The 18764-nt window shown below is 55.7% G+C and carries 16 protein-coding genes; 3 read left to right on the plus strand and 13 right to left on the minus strand.

All coding sequences use genetic code 11. The features are described from left to right. Window position 1: 1 nt before the first annotated feature. From JF44_RS20400 to JF44_RS0116875, 10 genes are all read right to left on the minus strand, one after another. Window positions 2-979: a histidine phosphatase family protein gene (locus tag JF44_RS20400; protein ID WP_156111714.1), complete on the minus strand. Its 978-nt coding sequence runs from the start codon at window positions 977-979 to the stop codon at window positions 2-4. Further along, entirely contained in the window at window positions 976-2127 is a 1152-nt protein-coding gene (locus JF44_RS0116835) for an HprK-related kinase B (protein ID WP_033070149.1), read from the minus strand. The genes JF44_RS20400 and JF44_RS0116835 overlap by 4 nt, the downstream gene beginning before the upstream one ends. Continuing rightward, complete coding sequence (locus JF44_RS0116840; RefSeq protein ID WP_033070150.1) at window positions 2124-3011, minus strand: GAK system ATP-grasp enzyme; 888 nt, start codon at window positions 3009-3011, stop codon at window positions 2124-2126. Before JF44_RS0116840 ends, JF44_RS0116835 begins: the two co-directional genes overlap by 4 nt. Continuing rightward, window positions 3004-4650: a PhoU domain-containing protein gene (locus JF44_RS0116845; protein ID WP_033070151.1), complete on the minus strand. Its 1647-nt coding sequence runs from the start codon at window positions 4648-4650 to the stop codon at window positions 3004-3006. Before JF44_RS0116845 ends, JF44_RS0116840 begins: the two co-directional genes overlap by 8 nt. Then, a complete protein-coding gene (locus JF44_RS0116850) occupies window positions 4647-5117 on the minus strand; it encodes an NUDIX domain-containing protein (RefSeq protein ID WP_052066007.1) in 471 nt (156 codons plus the stop codon). The genes JF44_RS0116845 and JF44_RS0116850 overlap by 4 nt, the downstream gene beginning before the upstream one ends. Before the next feature lie 223 nt (window positions 5118-5340). After that, the gene (locus tag JF44_RS0116855; RefSeq protein WP_033070152.1) at window positions 5341-6384 is read right to left on the minus strand and encodes an L-idonate 5-dehydrogenase; all 1044 of its coding nucleotides are present in this window, start codon (window positions 6382-6384) and stop codon (window positions 5341-5343) included. A gap of 3 nt (window positions 6385-6387) precedes the next feature. After that, the gene (locus JF44_RS0116860; protein WP_033070153.1) at window positions 6388-7662 is read right to left on the minus strand and encodes a TRAP transporter large permease; all 1275 of its coding nucleotides are present in this window, start codon (window positions 7660-7662) and stop codon (window positions 6388-6390) included. Continuing rightward, on the minus strand, window positions 7659-8168 hold the full coding sequence (locus JF44_RS0116865) for a TRAP transporter small permease subunit (RefSeq protein WP_033070154.1): 510 nt from the start codon (window positions 8166-8168) through the stop codon (window positions 7659-7661). The genes JF44_RS0116860 and JF44_RS0116865 overlap by 4 nt, the downstream gene beginning before the upstream one ends. A 56-nt stretch (window positions 8169-8224) precedes the next feature. Beyond that, window positions 8225-9202: a TRAP transporter substrate-binding protein gene (locus JF44_RS0116870; RefSeq protein WP_033070155.1), complete on the minus strand. Its 978-nt coding sequence runs from the start codon at window positions 9200-9202 to the stop codon at window positions 8225-8227. A 25-nt stretch (window positions 9203-9227) separates the two neighbouring features. Beyond that, window positions 9228-9941 carry a GntR family transcriptional regulator gene (locus JF44_RS0116875; RefSeq protein WP_033070611.1) on the minus strand — a complete coding sequence of 238 codons (714 nt, stop codon included), beginning with the start codon at window positions 9939-9941 and terminating at the stop codon, window positions 9228-9230. A gap of 127 nt (window positions 9942-10068) precedes the next feature. On the opposite strand from JF44_RS0116875, the gene uxuA reads away from it, so the two are divergent. Genes uxuA through JF44_RS0116890 form a run of 3 tightly spaced genes read left to right on the plus strand, consistent with a single transcriptional unit; the run spans window position 10069 to window position 13637 of the window. Beyond that, on the plus strand, window positions 10069-11286 hold the full coding sequence (gene uxuA, locus JF44_RS0116880; RefSeq protein WP_033070156.1) for a mannonate dehydratase: 1218 nt from the start codon (window positions 10069-10071) through the stop codon (window positions 11284-11286). Window positions 11287-11289: 3 nt separating this feature from the next. After that, entirely contained in the window at window positions 11290-12741 is a 1452-nt protein-coding gene (locus JF44_RS0116885; protein WP_033070157.1) for a mannitol dehydrogenase family protein, read from the plus strand. Beyond that, window positions 12738-13637 (plus strand): sugar kinase, encoded by a 900-nt coding sequence (locus JF44_RS0116890; RefSeq protein ID WP_033070158.1) that lies wholly within the window; start codon window positions 12738-12740, stop codon window positions 13635-13637. Before JF44_RS0116885 ends, JF44_RS0116890 begins: the two co-directional genes overlap by 4 nt. A 104-nt stretch (window positions 13638-13741) precedes the next feature. Here JF44_RS0116890 and gyrB read toward each other — a convergent pair whose 3' ends face one another. The 3 genes from gyrB to dnaN all read right to left on the minus strand — a co-directional run bounded on the left by gyrB (window position 13742) and on the right by dnaN (window position 18572). Continuing rightward, complete coding sequence (gyrB, locus tag JF44_RS0116895) at window positions 13742-16198, minus strand: DNA topoisomerase (ATP-hydrolyzing) subunit B (protein WP_052066008.1); 2457 nt, start codon at window positions 16196-16198, stop codon at window positions 13742-13744. 19 nt (window positions 16199-16217) lie between these two features. Further along, entirely contained in the window at window positions 16218-17390 is a 1173-nt protein-coding gene (gene recF, locus JF44_RS0116900; RefSeq protein ID WP_033070613.1) for a DNA replication/repair protein RecF, read from the minus strand. A gap of 63 nt (window positions 17391-17453) precedes the next feature. Beyond that, the gene (gene dnaN, locus JF44_RS0116905) at window positions 17454-18572 is read right to left on the minus strand and encodes a DNA polymerase III subunit beta (RefSeq protein WP_033070159.1); all 1119 of its coding nucleotides are present in this window, start codon (window positions 18570-18572) and stop codon (window positions 17454-17456) included. Window positions 18573-18764 lie beyond the last annotated feature (192 nt).

Below are 18764 nucleotides of genomic sequence, written 5' to 3' on the forward strand. Positions count from 1 at the left end.
GTTAGTGATCCTCCGCCGGGGGAGATGCGGCAAACTGAAGAATCATCGCCTTTAAGCCGTCTTCCTTGATGTGTCGGGCGGCAATGTCCGGTGCGACCCAGCGGCGCTGTCGGTGGCTTTCTTCCCAGATATCGGCATTCAGAATGTCGGTGACCTTCATCGGATAGACGGCAACCTCGCAGGTCGCCCCCCATTTTTCATAGCGATAGGTGCCGATTGCGTCCGGGTGGACCGGGCCGCGCACGCCGGCTTCTTCTTCGGCTTCGCGGGCGGCGGATTCCTGTGCGCTTAATCCCGGTTCATGAATGCCCTTGGGCACGACCCAGTGGCCCTTGCTGCTGGATGTAATCACAAGGATTTCGATCATTCCTTGCGCATTCCAGCGATAGGGGATCACCGCCGACTGGGTGTAATAATAGGCCGGGCGATCACGCCATTCCCGTCCCTGTGCCCCGGCAAAGGGGAATCGTGCGGGCAAGCAATCTGGCCGGATGTAATGACGGATGGTGGCACAGTCACGGTCAAGTTGCTGCCAGTCATCGGGCATGGACAGGTGAATGAGTGTTCCGGTCTTAAGCAACCGTCCATCATCCGTGCCGGGCAGGGACAATGGCGCAAGGTAATGTACAAGGCCTTCGAGCCCCGGATTATGCCCGACCATCAACAGTCTTTCGGGCCCGTCCCCATAGCTGGCGAGCACATCAAGAAGACGTTCCACAGATGCGTTATAAATCCTGTCATCCACGGTGATGTCATGGGTGTTCAGGCCACCCGCCTTAAGCATTTTTTGCGCCGTGACCAAGGCGCGTTCAGCCGGTGAGGCCACCGTCAGATCGGGTTGCAATCCCTGTTCCTGAAGCCATGCGCCCATGCGCTGGGCCTGTCGTTTTCCCCTGGTCTTAAGCGGGCGATCGCGGTCGGCAATGCCAAGGGGGTCCTTTGCCTTGCCATGGCGCATGATCAGCAATTCACGGGTCATGGTAGCCCACCCTGATCACCAAAAAGGGCCTCGCATTGCTGGGCAATCCGGTCAAAATCGACCTGCCCGGTGACCTCATAGACCGGCACCCCGGCAAAGGTCGCAAGATAGGGTTCGGCGGCAAGAACCGCATCGCTTTCATACATCGAACCGTCTGCGCGCTGATAGAACGGGCCGGGCGATTTCATGACAGCCGCGAGCAGATCACGGCGTTGGGCAAGATCGACCCGGGTAATCTGGGTCGGGGCGGTGCTGTCATGGGCCCAATTCAGGATCACGAAACCACATAGCGGTGCGCGCCCGATGATACGACCGGTGCCATAGACCTGATCGATATCGACATCATATTTTTCTTCGATATCCCAAAGTTCGGCTTTGGAAAGGGATGCCAGTTCCCTGCGGCGTTTGGCATCGACAATATCGCCAAGCAGCGGATTATTAAGCGCGGTACCGGGATTGATGCGCGGCAATTTCGGAATGCCCGCCGCCCAAACCTTCGCCGCATCATCAGACGCGGCACTGCGTTTGGCAAACAAACGGTCATTGGTCAGAAAGGCCGTGTCGCTGTTGCCGAGCATATGCAACATCAAGGTCGATTTGCCACCGCCCGAAAAACCCGCCAGCCCCAAGGCGCGGCCATTGCGCACCAGACCGGCAGCATGGCAGATCGACCAGCCGTTCTGTTGCAGCATGTTCATATATTGGGCGTTGATGAAATTGATCACCTGATTGTCGTTTTCCAGACAGGGACCGGCGGCAATCCGGTGATCCTTGCTTTGCAGGAACACCATACCGGTGCGGACCTTTGTGACAATTCGCCCGTCGGCCAGATCGAAAAAGGCATCCTTGCGCCCGGTTTTGCCCGCTTCGCGTGGCCAATCGACATAATCAAGTGACAGGTCTGGCGCAGCACATTCAAAGGCATGGAGGTCGATGAACGTATCGGTATCGGTATCAGTATCGGTATCCGCGATCACGATATGGCTGAAATAGCCCTGCAAGTTTTCAAGCAGTTCTGCGGAGTTCGAACGCACCCGGATTGTCATATCATCCAGACCCAGCAGCAGCCCGCCGGGCAGCAGCCCCTGCCCGCCTGCCAAGCGTTCGGCGATATCGTGTGCAGACAGTCGCGATTGAGGATCGGTCATGACAGGGCATCCAGAACATGATCGGCATAAAGGGCGGCGGCATCAATGCCGATGCCGTCCTTGGCACCCCGGAAACCACCAAAGGCGGACACTTCAAAGACAATCGGGCCTTGGTTGGTCAGGGCGACATCAACGGTGGTGAAATCCATGTCAAACAGGGCCTGTGCACGACGGGCCATTTCAACCACATCGGCATCGCATTCAAACGGGGCGTATTTGCCGCCGCTATGGATTGTGGTGTTCCAGGCATCGCCCTTGGCAACGCGGGCATAGGCCCCGTGATAAACCCCGCCGATAAATACCAGCCCAAGATCCTGACCGGGCAGATCCAGTTTGCGCTGGATATACATCATCGGGTTTTCGGCCCTGAACGCCGTGATTGCGGTGCGGATATTTTCATCGGACTGATCGGCGGTGATCACCGTCATGCCGCGTGCCTTGGTCGAATAAAGCGGTTTGAAGACGGCCGCGCCAAATGCCTTTACCGCAGCAATGGCATGATCAACATTTTCCGTAACCCTTGTTTCGGGCATGGGAATGTCGCCATTGCGCAAGGTGACCGTACAGGCCAGCCGATCAATCAAACGCAAGATGTTCACCGCCGGACTGAAGACGCGGGTGCCTGCGGCCTCGACCAGACGCAGAAGTTCAAGCCGATCAAGGGAATTGGGGCTATAGGTTTCGGTGATTTTTTTGACCACCAACCCGTCAAGACTGCCAAGATCAATCCCGTTTGCCATCACTGTGCCGGTTGCAAGGTCGGCAGTGACATCGGCCATATCAATCACAAGACGAAAGCCTGTTTTTGCCTCAAGCGCGTCTGCCAGGGCCTCGGTCGACCATTTTCCGGGAATGCCGACAACGGCGATTTTCTTGTTAGTCAATGAACAGGTCCTCGATCGGGGCTTTGAAGTCGGCGGGTTTGCGCGGATCGGATGCGGCGACACGTTCCAGCAGGAAGCGCGCACGGGTCATCATGCTGCGCGCCAGCGACTGATCCAGAATAAAGCGTGTTGATGTGGCAAAAGAGCGCGCCAGCCCAAGTGCAAGACGAAGCTGGAAGGTATCATCTTCGGCCTTGGCGGCAAAACGGCGGGCGAAGCCATAGAAGTCGGCAATGATGCAATTCACGCGACGGCGGCGTTCGGCATCAAGTGCCTGCAGGCGATAGCCAGACACCATGAAGACCGACACATCCTGCAGGAAATCCATATCCGTCGAGCGGTGCAGATCAATAAACCGAATGGCGCGGGTTTGTGCATCGTAAATGATGTTGTCGAAGTTGAAATCGCCGTGGATGTGAACCGTGTAGGTATTTTTCAGTTTGGCTTCACGTGCGGCACAGGCCTTGATCAATGCGTCAAACGACAACACGGAGTGACCGGCAATCGCACACCCATCGTTTTTGAAGTGACCGTGGATGTCATAAACCGCATCCATCCGTTTGGCCAATTGGGTCATATATTGTGCGGGGACGGGCTTTTTGACGTGGGTTTTGCGCCAAACTGCGCGCAGTGTTTTTTTCAACGCCTTGAAGGCCTCGTCAAGCAAGGCCGGGTCTTCCTGCAGCAGGATTTGCTCAAAGGTCAGGCCCGGCAAATGTTCGATCAGAAGAGCCGCCTGATCCTGTTTTTTGTAAAAGGACAGGATTTTGGGCGCCAGACCGGGATAAATCGCATTCCAGCGATCGACCTTTTGGCGTTCTTCCTTAAGCTTTCGGCGTTTGCCATCCTTGAACACGGCGATGTAGCTGTCATCATCCGCGCCGACATCGGCGACGCCGGAAATCGCGCTTCCTGATCGCGTCTGGGCAAGGGGTTCGATGGTGATATCACCGGTTTTGCGTTTGCCGCGCAGGTGCTTGACCGTGGCCGAAAGGGAACGATAGCGATCTGCGGTCAATTGCTGTCCCATATTGGCCGAAATGATCGCATCGCCCATATCCTGAATGATTGTACCCATCTCTTCGATGCGCTGGGCCATAAAGATCGATGCAATCACCACCGACGGGTCTTTGCGGTTGCGCAGATCGGCGTTACAGGCGCGGATAAGCTTCTGATAATCTTCATCAATCCTGTTTTTGACCTTGATCGCCTTGACCGCGATTGCCGTGTCGCTTTCATTGGCGGCCTGTTCGATCAATTGAAGACCCTGTTCGACATGGGCCAACAGGGCGGCATGGCGGCGACGTTTGCGGCGCGGCACAGCTTCGAGGGTTTCATATTGCGCAACACAATCGCGACACAGGCGGGTGACGCGTTCAAGATCGCTGGCAATGCCTTCGACCGCACGCAACATCAAGGCATCCGGGCTTGATTTTGGCGCCTGCATGATGGCGGTGATGCAGCCATCGCGCACGCGCATTTTCAGATTATCGGCATAGCCGCTGCGTTCGACGATCTTGCGCGCCAGATCCAGCGACCCCTGTTCCAGAGCATCGCGGAGTTCTGCGACTTGCGTGTTTGTTTCAACCCACAAAAAGCGAAAATTGTCGCGCACGGGGGCGGATAGGGCTGCGGTCATGCGATCTGTCCAAGGTACAACGGATGGTGTCCTGCCGGTGCATCAAGCACCTTACGAAAATCACCGGGGTACAAGGGTGCGGTTTTCAATTCATCAAGCGGAAGCCAGAAAACATCCTTTTGATTTTTGTCCGGCGCAGGACCGTTGGCCGCGAGATAATCATCCAGCACCACGCAGGAAAAAAGGAACTCAACCCGATGGCTTTTTATTTTTGAATCTGAACTGCGTGACTTGAAGAAATCCGCCACATGCATCAGTGCGCCTATCGCGACTGTGGTGCCGATTTCTTCCTGGCATTCGCGTATCAGCGCGGCTTCAAGGGTTTCATTTTCTTCCTGTGCCCCACCAGGCAGTGCGTAGCGGGTGCCGTAGGACGGGCTTTGTTTGTGCTGCAGAAGAATAGCGCCATCGCGGATGATCACCGCGCGTGCGCAGTTCCGGATCATCGGCGTCAGGTTTTCCGTCATTGCCGCAATTCTCCTATCGATAGGGCAGCAAGGAGAAATATCATCCCCGACCCACACGAAAAAGAAAAGAACCCGCTGTCACATAATTATAACAGGGTGGGTTGTTGGTTAATGACGGGCAATAAAAAGCCGGTGATGGGTATGCCCACATCACCGGCTTTTCGGTTTTATGCGTCAATGCACAGCAATGCCAGATCAAGCCATTTGCGCGACGAACACTTGATCAAGTGGCAAACGACAACTGAACTTTCACAGATTTGCTGCGGTCACGTGCGATCTCAAAGGCTTCTTTCGCAGTTTCAACCGGCAATGTCTGGGTAACAATCGGGCTTACGTCGATTTCCCCGCCATCAATCATTTGAACGGCCTGTGCAAATTCCGTGTGAAAACGGAATGTACCGGTAATGGTAAGTTCCTTGGCAACCAGCGGGTTGAACGGTACCGGCATTTCACCAGCAACACCAACCTGAACAAGAATGCCTTGCGGGCGCAGGGTACTGATTGCAGTGCGCAGCGCCGCCGGTGCTGCAGAACATTCAAAACAGACATCGAAATGCCCCTTTTCACGTTCATAGGCGGTCAATTCATCACTCGCCGTTGCAATATTGATGGTCTCGGTTGCGCCCATTTCGCGCGCAACGCCAAGGGCAAAGTCCTGTAGATCGGTCACAACGATTTCAGAAGCACCGGCGCATTTTGCGGCCGCAGCACAAAGACTTCCGATCGGGCCTGCTCCAGTGACAAGAACCTTCTTGCCGCTCAGATCACCGGCACGTGCAACCGCATGCAGGCATACTGCAAGCGGTTCGGCGCAGGCCGCATGCCCGATATCGGTTGTATCGGCAATCGAATAGCATTGCCCCTGCCCGACACTGACCAGATCGCGGAACGCGCCCTGAATATGGGGCATCGGCATGGCCGAACCAAAGAATTTCATGTTCAGGCAATGCTGTTGCAGGTTCTGCTGGCAATATTTGCAGGTCCCGCAAGGGTGGCTTGGGTTGATTGCGACTTTCTGCCCAATAGACAAACCGCTGACATCCGGACCGAGTGCTACAATTGTACCGGCGGCTTCATGGCCGAGGATGATCGGTTCACGTACACGGATTTGACCGATCCCGCCTTCGAAATAATAGTGCATGTCCGAACCGCATACACCACCCGCCCCAACCCGGATGAGGACTTCATCGCCGACCGGGTCGGTGGTTGCTTCGGTTTCGATCCGCAGATCATCTTGGCCATAGAGCCGGCAAACACGTGTTTGCATTGATTACTCCATCAGGGACGGCAGCCAGGTTGACAGCGCCGGAATATAGGAAACAAGGAACAGGATCAGGATATTGGTTACCAGAAACGGTGCCAGTGCCCTGATCACAGTGGTGACGGGTGCCTTGGCGATGTTTGCGCAGATGAACATGCAAATCCCCACCGGCGGCGTTGTCAGACCGATCATCAGGTTGAGAACCGCAAAGACGGCAAAATGAATCGGATCAACGCCGACATTGGTCGCCAGAGTCAGAAGCGGTACAAACAGGATGATCAGCGCGGCAATGGTTTCCATGAACATGCCAACAATCAGCAACACCAGATTGATCAAAAGGATCACGGCATATTTGTTGTCGGTAATCGACAGAACCGTATCTGAAATCATCTGCGGGATGCGTTCGGACACCAGAATCCAGCCAAACACATTCGCCAGCCCGACAAGAGCCAGAATGGCCGCCGCCGTCACCGCACTGTCGATGATAATTTTCGGCACCTTTCGCAGGGGTAATTCGCGATAGACGAAACAGCCGACAACAAGGGCATAGGCGCTGGCAATGACGGCTGTTTCCGTCGGGGTGGCAATGCCGCTGAGCAGACCACCAATAATCAGCCCGGTCATCGCAAGCGCCCAGAAGGCTCCAACAAAGGAGCGGCCCAGTTCACCGAACCCCTGCCATGGCTGATGGGGGAAATTGCGCCTTACCGCGATGATGTAACAGGTCACCATCATGGCAAGTCCCATCAGAATGCCCGGAATGGCCCCCGCGATGAACATCTTGCCAACCGAAATCCCCGAAAGCGCACCAACGATAATCATCGGCATACTGGGCGGAATGATCGGCCCGACTGTCGATGAGGCCGCCGTCACAGCAGCGGAAAATGCCGGGGTATATCCGGCGCGCACCATGCCCGGGATCATCATCCCGCCAATGGATGCCGCATCGGCGACTGCGGTTCCGGAAATGCCGCCAAACAGCATGGAGCCCGTCACGTTGGTCAGACCAAGCCCACCGCGCATCCAACCGACCAGGGCATTGGCAAAACGCACAATGCGCGGCGTAATACCGCCACCATTCATCAGGTTTCCGGCCAGGATAAAGCCCGGAATACACAGCAGGACAAAAACGTCCATCCCGGCAAACAATTTTTGCGGAATGACGACAAGCGGGATGCCTTCAATCAGGAGGTAACATAACGACGACAGCCCGAGTGTCACCGCAACCGGAAGGCCGATGACAAGGCCGAGAACGAAAACGCCAAATAGAATTGCGAGGCTCATGGGACGTCCTTTGTCGTATCTTCGGCTTTACCGTCAGAGACGCCGGCAATGATACGGATGATGCGCAGAACCGCAAAAAGGCAGAGAGCGGCAAGCAAAATGAAAACAGTCGCGTGAATGAAGTCCATCCGGACCCCGAGTGCCGGAGAGGTCTGAAGCACGCCGATGGAAACAAACATCCATGCCGGTGACAGCAATATCAGACAGAAACCGGCTGTAAGGACCGCAGAAATAAACATCAATACACGCTGGACCGGCAGGGGCAGAAGGTCACAGATGATTTCGACATTAACCAGTTCGCCATTGCGAAAGGACAGCCCAACGCCAAAAGCTGCCATAAACAGCAGCGCGTGACGGGTGAGTTCTTCTGTCCAGACCGGAGAACTGGGCAAGAAGGTTCGCGAAAAGACCTGTATCAAAACCGTGCAGATCAGAACGCCGAAAGCGGCACCTGTTCCAATCCGACACACTGCTATGATCAACGCGTATAATCTGGCTGAACGCACGTTACTTCCCCGTCGGAAAAGGTTCGGCCGCAATCACGCGGCCGAACCGGCAGAACTCAGTTGGCAAACAGATCTTCGACAATCGGACGGATTTCATCAGAAACGTTTGCGAGAACGGCGTCTTTGGCCTTTGAGGCGAAGGCATCTTTGTCGACGTCAACAAAGGTCATGCCCTTGTCCTGAAGTTCTTTGGTCAGGCGTTCCTCGTCAGCCTTGAACAGATCACGCTCATAGGCCTGTGCGCGGCTTGCGGCTTCCATGACGGCTTCCTTGTCAGCGTCAGACAGCTTACCCCAGGTGATTTCCGAGATGGTCAGATAAATCCACGAGCGGACGTGTTCGGTTTTGTTCACGAAGTCCTGAACTTCATCGAAGCTTGCCGAATCAATCAGAGCCAGCGGGTTTTCCTGTGCGTCAATGGTACCTGCCTGCAGAGAGGTAAAGACTTCGGAGAAGGCCATCGGGGTTGGCTGCGCACCAAGCGACTTCCAGACATCAACAAACAGCGGCACGTTTGGAACACGCAGTTTCAGACCATTCAGATCATCTGGCGACTTGATCTCGCGGTTGGAGGTCAGGTTACGCGGACCGCGGGCAAAATAGGCGATCGGGCGGATGCGGGCTTTTTCGATGACCTGCTGTTCAATTTGATCACCGATTTCACCGCTGGCAACGGCATCCATGTCTTCAAGCGTTTTATAGGCATAAGGCACAGCAAGAAGGGCTGCCTTTGGTGCCCAGTTCTGAAGGCTTTCGCCGGTAATTGTCATATCGACAGCACCAAGCTGCATGCCATTGATCAGATCAATTTCCTTGCCAAGGGTTTCATTCGGGAAGACCTGAACTTCAATACGACCGTCGGTGAGGGTTGAAAGCTCCTCGCCAAATTTAACGGCAGCCTTGTGCCAGGCGTTCTGTTCATTTGCAAGATGACCAAGCTTGAGCGTCATCTCTGCTGCGATTGCAGAGTTGCTCATCAGGATGGCGGCTGCGCCGGCGAGTATCAGTTTCTTGGTTGATTGTATTGTAAGCATCTGTTCCTCCCTATTTGGTGATGCCTTAGGGTGACGGCGCAATCTTGTCGGCGTCGTCAAATAGCTCCGTTCTGGAGCGCGCAATATCAGGCAGCGTATGCAGGATTTCACGAGTATGTTCACGCATCGCTGCACTGGCTTGTTCGGGGTCACGTGATGTGATTGCCGAAACAATTCCGACGTGCTGATCAATGATTTCTTCCATCGGGAACTGGAAGTAGCTGAGATATCGCACGCGATCGAGCTGAGCGCGGACATCCTCGACAATTTTCCAGGCATAGGTTTTGCCTGCGACTTCGGCGAGGCAACGATGGAAATCATGATCAAGTTTCAGGAAAGCCCGTGCATCGCCTTTCATGGCTTTGCGTTGCTCGGTGATCAATTGTTCGAGACGGGCAAGAAAAGCAGCGTCCGGTTCTTTTGCAACAAAACCGGCAATGTCGGCTTCGATTGCCTCGCGGACGAAGCGGGCATCGAGAACAGCCGCGACAGAAATTTTTCTGACATAAGTGCCGCGTTGCGGGCGGATTTCAAGCAAGCCTTCGTCGGCAAGTTTGATGAAGGCCTCACGCACGGGCTGGCGGCTGACATTGAAATGTTTTGCAAGTTCAGCTTCGGACAATCGCACACCCGGAAGCAAATCGGTGCACACGATCCGTTCGCGAATGATGCGATGGATCTGGGTACCGACAGCTTGATCGTGCGTAATTTCCCAGTCGTTTTGTTGGGGAGCGACCATCAATATCTCCTTGCTTTTGCGAGTCATATTGCATACTACCATACTAGTCAACATAATTATGGCATGATACTATCCACGGCAGTTATAGTCGCTATTGCAGACATCACGCCAATACAGAGAGAAGCATATGAAACAAACCTGGAGATGGTTCGGCCCCCATGACCTCGTGAGCATTGACGCTATATGTCAGGCCGGTGCACATGGCGTGGTTTCCGCCCTTCATCACATCCCCAGTGGTGCTGTCTGGACCCCCGACGAAATTGCCAAGCGTCATACCGAGATTGCGACCATGAAAGACGGCAGCGCATCCGGCCTGACCTGGGATGTGGTTGAGAGTCTGCCGGTTTCAGAATCGATCAAACGTCAGGTCGGCCCATGGCGCGACCATATCGAAGCCTATAAGGAAAGCCTGCGCCATCTGGCAAACTCCGGCATCCGTATTGTTTGTTATAATTTCATGCCGGTTCTTGACTGGACACGCACCCATCTGAACTGGCGCCTGTCAAACGGTGCCACCTGCATGCGGTTTGATCTGACCGACTTTGTCGCGTTTGATCTGTTCATCCTGTGCCGCGCCGGTGCCAAAGACGATTATCCTGCTGCCATTGTTGCGGCTGCCAAAGCCCGATTCAATGAAATGTCCGAAGACCGCCGTGCGGAACTTGAACGCACTGTTGCGTTTGGTCTGCCAGGCTCGGTCGAGAATCTGTCACTTGACGATTTGCGCGGGCTTCTTGCCACCTATGCCGAAATTGACGCCGATACGCTTCGCGCCAATCTGGTTGCCTTTCTTGAAGAAGTCGTCCCGGTCGCACGCGAAGTTGGCATTCGCATGTGCTGCCACCCGGATGATCCGCCATTTGCGCTTTTGGGGCTGCCGCGCATCATGTCGACGGAGGCCGATTATGCCTTTGTCATGCAAGCCGTCGATATTCCCGAAAACGGCATTACCTTGTGTTCCGGATCACTTGGCGTTCATCCGGGTAACGATTTGCCGGGCATGATGAAACGCTGGGGCGAGCGGGTGCATTTCATTCATCTGCGCAACACCAAACGAGAAAGCGAAGGTTTACCTTGCAGCTTCCATGAGGCCGAACATCTTGACGGTGATACCGACATGGTGGCCCTGATCGAGCAGATCCTGCGCGAAGAAGAACGTCGCAAGGAAGCCGGTCGGGACGACTGGCAGATTCCGATGCGTCCCGATCATGGTCAGGACATTCTTGATGATCTGAACCGCCAGGGACAGCCTGGTTATCCGGCAATTGGCCGCCTGAAGGGCCTTGCCGAGCTGCGCGGCGTAATGACCGCCCTTTCAGCACGACTTGACCAGCTTGCGGAGTAAGAAATGACATATTCCGACGCACCGGATACCGGAACCGAACTGCCGATGGCAGGTGCTGGTATCGTGCATATCGGTATCGGTGCCTTCCACCGCGCCCATCAGGCTGTCTATACCCATGATGCCATGGCGGCAGAGGTGGGCGACTGGCACATTATTGGTGTTAGTCTGCGCAGCACTGATATTGTCGATGCACTCAATGCGCAAGGCTGTGCCTTTAGTGTAATCGAACGCCATCCCGATGGGCCGAAAGCGCACAAAATTACCAGCATGACGCACGCCATTGCTGCCGCGCGCGATGTGAAGCCGGTGATCGCCGCCCTTGCCGATCCGGCGATCCGGATTGTGACCATTACGGTGACCGAGAAGGCCTATGGCATTGATCGATCGGGAAAGGTGCAGCGCGATCATGCTGCTATCAAGCACGATCTTGAAAATATCGACGCACCATCGGGGTTGGTCGGCATTCTGGTTGCCGGGCTCAAACGTCGTAAGGATGCGGGACTTCGTCCCTTCACCATTGTTTCGTGCGACAATCTTCCGGCTAACGGACATCTGTTGCGCGCCGGTGTGATTGATTTTGCCCAGCAGATCGATCCGGGTCTTGGTCAATGGATTGCCGAAAATGTGTCCTTCCCGTCGACTATGGTGGACCGGATTACGCCCGCCGCAACGGCGCAAACATTTGCCGATGCCAAACGCCTGGCAGGCCATGACGATCCGGCAGCAATCGAAACCGAACCGTTTTCACAATGGGTGATTGAGGATGATTTCCCCGATGGTCGCCCAGCATGGGAGAAGGCCGGTGCCATCCTTGTAAAGGATGTCGAACCCTATGAATTGATGAAGCTTCGGATGCTTAATGGTAGTCATTCTCTGATTGCCTATGTCGGGCAATTGGGCGGATACCGCTATGTTCGTGATGCGATGGCAAATGACATGTTCGCCAAACTGATTGCCCGGCATATGGAAAATGCTGCGGCGTCCATGCCCCCCCTGCCGAGCATTGATTTTGCAGATTATGGAGCCGAACTGGTGGAGCGTTTCCGCAACCCGGAAATTGCCCATGAAACCCGCCAGATCGCCATGGACGGCACTGAAAAGTTGCCACAGCGCATTTTTGCCCCCGCATTGCAGATGCTAAATGCACCTGAACAGCTTGGCACTTTTGCGCTTTGTTTCGCGGCATGGCTTGCCGTCATGCGCACACGGATCAACGGGGCAGATGCGGGCGAGGCCGCGACAACCCTTAACGATCCACGCGCAGAAGATATTGTCGCTGCACTTGGCGATGTTCAGGAAGCGGCAGCGATTTATGACCGGCTGGCACATTTGCAGGGCTTGATGCCCAATGGCCTGCAGGAAAGTGCCATTTGGCGTGAAGCGGTGATCGCACGCCTGTCACTATTGATTTCGGACGGTGCTGATCTCGCCATCGCACAAGAGCTGACATCATGACGGCAAAGCGGTTTGTTTCCTGCGGGGAATGCATGATCGAAATGGCTGGCGGTGCAGATGACCAGTGGAAAATGGGTATTGCCGGAGATACGTTAAACACCGCATGGCACTTCCGCAATGCGACAGCGGCAGATGACTGGCATGTCAGCTATCTAACGGCCCTTGGCGATGACCGTTATTCCGAGCGGATTGTAAAATTCATTACCGATGCAGGCATTGATGTCAGCGCCATTCAACGCCTGCCGGGCAAACGGCCGGGCCTGTATCTGATTGATCAGGAAGACGGCGATCGCGTTTTTACCTATTGGCGTGAAAATTCGGCGGCGCGACAGATGGCAAATGATTTTGCCCGTTTGGCGGCAGGATTTTCTGACGCTGATGTCGTCTATCTGTCTGGAATCACGTTGGCGATCCTGCCCCCAGACCGCCGTTCGGCCCTGACGGAATGCCTCGGTCAACTGCCATCCACAACCAGCATCGTTTTTGACCCCAACATTCGCCCCGCCCTTTGGGAAAATCGCGATGTTTGCAAACAGGTGCTTTCAGATATTGCCAAGCAATCAAAGATTGTATTGCCAAGCTTTGATGACGAAGCGCGCCTGTTTGGCGATGCCACACCGGCTGATACCGTCCTGCGCTATCGCGATCTGGGCGTTACGGAGGTTGTCGTCAAGAATGGCAACAAGCCCTGCACGTTCCTGAAAGATGGTCAGGCAGCAAACGTTGATACCCCGAGCGTTTCAAAAGTCGTTGATGCTACCGGTGCCGGTGATTCCTTTAACGCTGCCTTTCTGGCAGCCCATTTTGCCGGCAGTACGATCGAGGACGCCATCGCAAAAGGTCAGGCCCTTTCGGCCAAGGTCATTCAAAACCACGGCGCTTTGGTCGCCGTGTAACGGCTTTCACGTTTTATGCGTCAGTACACAATAAAAAAACCAAGGCCCTGAAGCTTCGGGGCCTTGGTTCCAACTTTATGCGTCAATTCACACAACGAAAATTCTTACACGTCGAGGTTTGCCACCTTAAGCGCGTTGGACTGAATAAAATCGCGGCGGGGTTCGACGATGTCGCCCATAAGCGTCGAGAAGACTTCTTCGGCCTCGTCTGCATGGTTGACCTTAACCTGCAGGAGGGACCGGACGTTCGGGTCGAGCGTGGTTTCCCAAAGCTGATCGGGGTTCATTTCGCCCAGACCTTTGTACCGCTGAACCGAAATGCCGCGGCGGCCAAATTCCATGACCGCATTGACCAGGTCGACCGGGCCGTTGATTTTCCAGCTTTTGTCCTTGGCAACGAATTGCGCGCCCGCTTCAAAGAGTTCGCGCAATTCGCCAAGAATGCCAGCAATAGCGCGTGCTTCGGCCGAGCGGAGCACATTGCCGTCAATGATATGGCGCTGTTCGACACCGCGCAACATGCGCCAGAGCACGATTTCATCCATTGGCGCTTCGCCGTGCCAGCCGCGATCATAGTCCTCTTCGAGGGTATCAAGATGCTTGGCCAACGTTTGGGCAGCTTCAAGACGTTTGCCGTCATCATCAAGCAGGGCCGGGTTGAGCGCACCGGCAAGGGTGGCTTGTTCCAGTACCGAGATCGGCAGCTTGATTGAAAGCGGCTCAAGGAAGCCTTTGGCCTTGCGCGCCAGTTCCACCACCCGCACCAGATCCGGCCCTGCAAGCTGCTGCCCGCCAGCAAGGGTAAGCACGGCGTCCTCGGTCCCCTGTGCGGTCAGATATTGCTCCATCTCGCGGTCGTCCTTGAGATACTGGACCGAGTTGCCACGCTTGGCGCGATAAAGCGGCGGCTGTGCAATATAGAGATAACCGCGTTCGATCAGTTCAGGCATCTGACGATAGAAGAAGGTCAGAAGCAGGGTCCGGATATGCGCACCATCGACGTCAGCATCAGTCATGATGATGATTTTGTGGTAGCGGGCTTTTTCGATGTCAAAGTCATCGCGGCCAATCCCGGTGCCCATCGCGGTAATCAGCGTGCCGATTTCCTGACTGGACAGCATTTTATCGAACCGTGCGCGTTCGACGTTAAGGATTTTACCACGCAGCGGCAAAATTGCCTGGAACCCACGTTCACGGCCCTGTTTGGCCGAGCCCCCTGCGGAATCACCCTCCACGATGAAGAGTTCGGCTTTGGACGCATCGCGTTCCTGACAATCGGCAAGCTTGCCCGGAAGGGACGAGATATCAAGCGCGCCTTTACGGCGCGTCAGTTCACGCGCCTTGCGGGCCGCTTCACGGGCAGAGGCGGCCTCGACCACCTTGGAAACGATCTTGCGCGCATCTTGCGGATGTTCTTCAAGCCATTGGGCGAGCCTGTCATTGAGGATATTCTCAACCACCGGACGGACTTCGGATGAAACCAGCTTGTCCTTGGTCTGGGATGAGAATTTCGGATCGGGGACCTTGACCGAAATCACGCAAGACAACCCTTCGCGGGCGTCATCACCCGACAGCGCGACCTTTTCCTTTTTGGCAATGCCGCTTTCCTGGGCATAGGAGTTGATCTGACGGGTGAGCGCCGCACGGAAACCGGCCATATGCGTCCCGCCATCGCGCTGCGGGATGTTGTTGGTAAAGCAGAGCGTGGTTTCGTGATAGCTGTCGTTCCACTGAAGCGCCACTTCAACGGTGATGCCGTCTTTTTCGCCTTCGATGCTGATCGGTTCTTCGATCTGGCGGGTCTTGTTGCGGTCAAGATATTCGACAAAGGCCCGAATGCCGCCCTCGTAATGGAGTTTCTGCTCAACCGGCTCGCCGCTGCGTTCATCACGGAGCGTCAGGATCACGCCCGAGTTCAGGAAGGCCAGTTCCCGCAAACGGTGTTCGAGGGTCGGAAGGTCGAACTCTGTCATGGTGAAGATTTCGGCATCCGGATAGAAGGTGACTTCCGTACCCGACAACGGAGTTCCGTCTTCGGTCAGAGGCGCATCGCCGACGATTTCGAGCGGCTTGATCGCATCACCACCGGAAAACTCCATGTAGTGTTCTTTGCCATTGCGCCAGACGCGGAGCTTCAAAAGCGTCGAAAGCGCGTTGACCACCGACACACCCACACCGTGCAGACCACCGGAAACCTTATAGGAGTTCTGGTCGAACTTACCGCCGGCGTGAAGCTGGGTCATGATGACCTCGGCGGCGGAAACGCCTTCTTCCTTGTGCATGTCGGTCGGAATGCCGCGCCCGTTGTCGCGGATCGTCGCCGAGCCATCGCCGTTAAGCTGCACCCAGACGGTGTCGCAATGCCCGGCGAGCGCTTCGTCGATCGCGTTATCGACGACTTCGTAGATCATATGGTGCAAACCGGTTCCGTCATCGGTATCGCCGATATACATGCCCGGGCGTTTACGCACCGCCTCAAGGCCTTTGAGAACCTTGATCGATTCTGCGCCATATTCCGGCGACGTTTCACCAGTGTTCGGCGTTTCGGTTTCGTTGGTCATAGGGTCACAACCTCGGCATTCACGGAGTGGTTTCAAGAGACAATGTGGCATCTTCCACGCGGAAGAATTGCGCACGACCGTCCAAACCTTCAAACAGCGCCCGGTCCGTGCCTGTCATCCAGGCCTGGACGCCAAGCGCCACGATTTCGTCAAACAGGTGATTGCGGCGCTCTGCATCCAGATGCGCAACCACCTCGTCAAGTAACAGCAGCGGGCCAGCCCCGCGTGCCTTTGTCTGCAGGCGGGTATTGGCCATAATGATCGACAGCAACAACGCCTTTTGTTCCCCGGTGGAACATTGATCTGCCGACTGGCCCTTTGCATCGTGCCAAACCAGCAAATCGCTGCGTTGCGGGCCGACCACTGCCCCGCCATAGGTCGCATCACGTCCTCGTCCATCGCGCAATGCAGCCCGCATTTTATCTTCGACCTCGACCGCTGGCAGGGTTTCAAGCCAGTCTTCAAGATCCCCCGACAGCGCCAGACGGGCTGCGGGAAACGGCCCGATGGCCATGGTTCCGGCCCGGCTTAACCGGGCAAGCAATTCGGCACGTGCGACCGCAACCGCAATGCCGTGACGGACCATCGAATCTTCGATCGAGGCCAGCCATTTATCATCGCCCTTGCCTTCCTTGAGCAGCTTGGTCCGCGAACGCAAGGAATGCTCATAGGCCGCAACCCGGCTGCTGTGATCGGGATCAAGGCCAAAGACCAGACGATCCAGAAAGCGCCTGCGCGCTGATGGGCCATCAAGAAACAGACGGTCCATCTGCGGGGTAAGCCAGACCGCAGCACAAACCCGGCCCAGTGCCGCCTGCCCGCGCTGTGCCTGTCCGTCAATTCGAACGGCACGGCGTTCGCGGCCCTGTTCAAGGGCGGCCGGATCAAGCCCCGATCCCAGTTGAAACGCCCCATCGGGTGTTTCGACATTGGCCGACACGGCCCAGGCACGCGGTGCACCGGTTTCTGTGGGCGGCACATTTGACGGCACATTGCGGGCAATCTCGCCCAGTTTGGCGCGCCGCAATCCACCACCCGGTGCCAAAAGCGACACCGCTTCGAGCAGGTTGGTCTTGCCTGCCCCGTTTGGTCCCGTCAGCACGACCGGCGCCGCGCTTAACGACAGTTTCAAACTCTCGTAGCAGCGGAACTCGCTGAGCTGGATACGGGAAACGGCAAGACGATGTGTCATGGACGCACCGTCTTCGGGTGTGAGGTTATTGGCAAGAACAGCCACAGTGTATCGCGCTTACCGTTAAACACGCATCGGCATCAAAACGTACAATGCAGAAAGGTCGTCGGTATCGCGCAGGATGGTCGGTGACGATCCGTCAGACATCAGCAGGTTAAGGGTATCGCCCTTGACCTGTTTGGCAATGTCGAGCAGATAGCGCGAGTTGAAACCGATTTCGATGTCTTCGGCGTCATAATTGATTTCGAGTTCTTCGGACGCGGTGCCATGTTCGGGGCTGGATGCCGACAGGGTCAGCGTCGTGCCCGACAGCACAACCTTGACCGCACGGGATTTTTCAATCGAGATCGCCGAAACACGATCGACCGCATCGGCAAAGCCCTTGCATTCGATATCAAGCGTCTTGTCATTGCCCGACGGGATAACGCGTTCGTAATCCGGGAAGGTGCCGTCGATCAGTTTGGAGGTCAGGATCGCATCGCCAAAACCAAAGCGGATTTTGGTGTCAGACAGTGCGATATCGACCGCCTCGCCGGTTTCATCAATCAGTTTGCGCAGCTCGCCAATGGTTTTGCGCGGCACGATGACACCGGGCATGTTTTCCGCACCATCGGGCAGCGGTGCCTCGACACGGGCCAGACGGTGACCGTCGGTGGCAACAGCGCGCAGGATTTTGGTGCCTTCGGCGTCGGTGGCATGGAAGTAGATGCCGTTGAGGTAATAACGGGTTTCCTCGGTCGAGATCGCGAATTCAGCGCGATCAATCAGGCCGCGCAGTTCTGCAGCAGCAAGACCGAAACTGACCGGAAGATCGCCACCCGACATCACCGGGAAATCATCGACCGGCAGAACTGCCAGATTGAATTTCGAACGCCCCGCAGACAGGGTCAGACGGCCCGCACCGGGTTCAAGCGCGATCTGCACCTGAGAGCCATCAGGCAATTTGCGTACAATTTCATAAAGCGTATGGGCCGGGGTGGTGGTTGCACCGGATTCGGAAACTTCCGCCGTCGTTGTTTCGACGACTTCAAGGTCCATATCGGTCGCCGTCAGGGAAAGGCGATCGTTCTCTGCCCGAAGCAAAATATTGGACAGAATCGGAATGGTGTTACGCCGTTCCACAACACTTTGAACATGGGTCAGCGATTTCAACAGCGCCGCGCGTTCGATGGTCAGCTTCATGCCCGTCCTATCCGTCTGTCAGTATTCGTTTAACAAATTGATTTTTAATCAGTTTTCTCACCTGACCCCCACCCTTTCGGATGAAGAAAAGGCATTATAACATGCATACAGGGAAATCGAAGGATTTTTACGGCTTAAACCCAAGCAAATAAAACGAGTCGGCGGACAGAAATACGCCCCTTGCGCGCAAAG

The organism is Thalassospira australica, assembly GCF_000763295.1.
In the GTDB taxonomy this organism is placed as follows: domain Bacteria; phylum Pseudomonadota; class Alphaproteobacteria; order Rhodospirillales; family Thalassospiraceae; genus Thalassospira; species Thalassospira australica.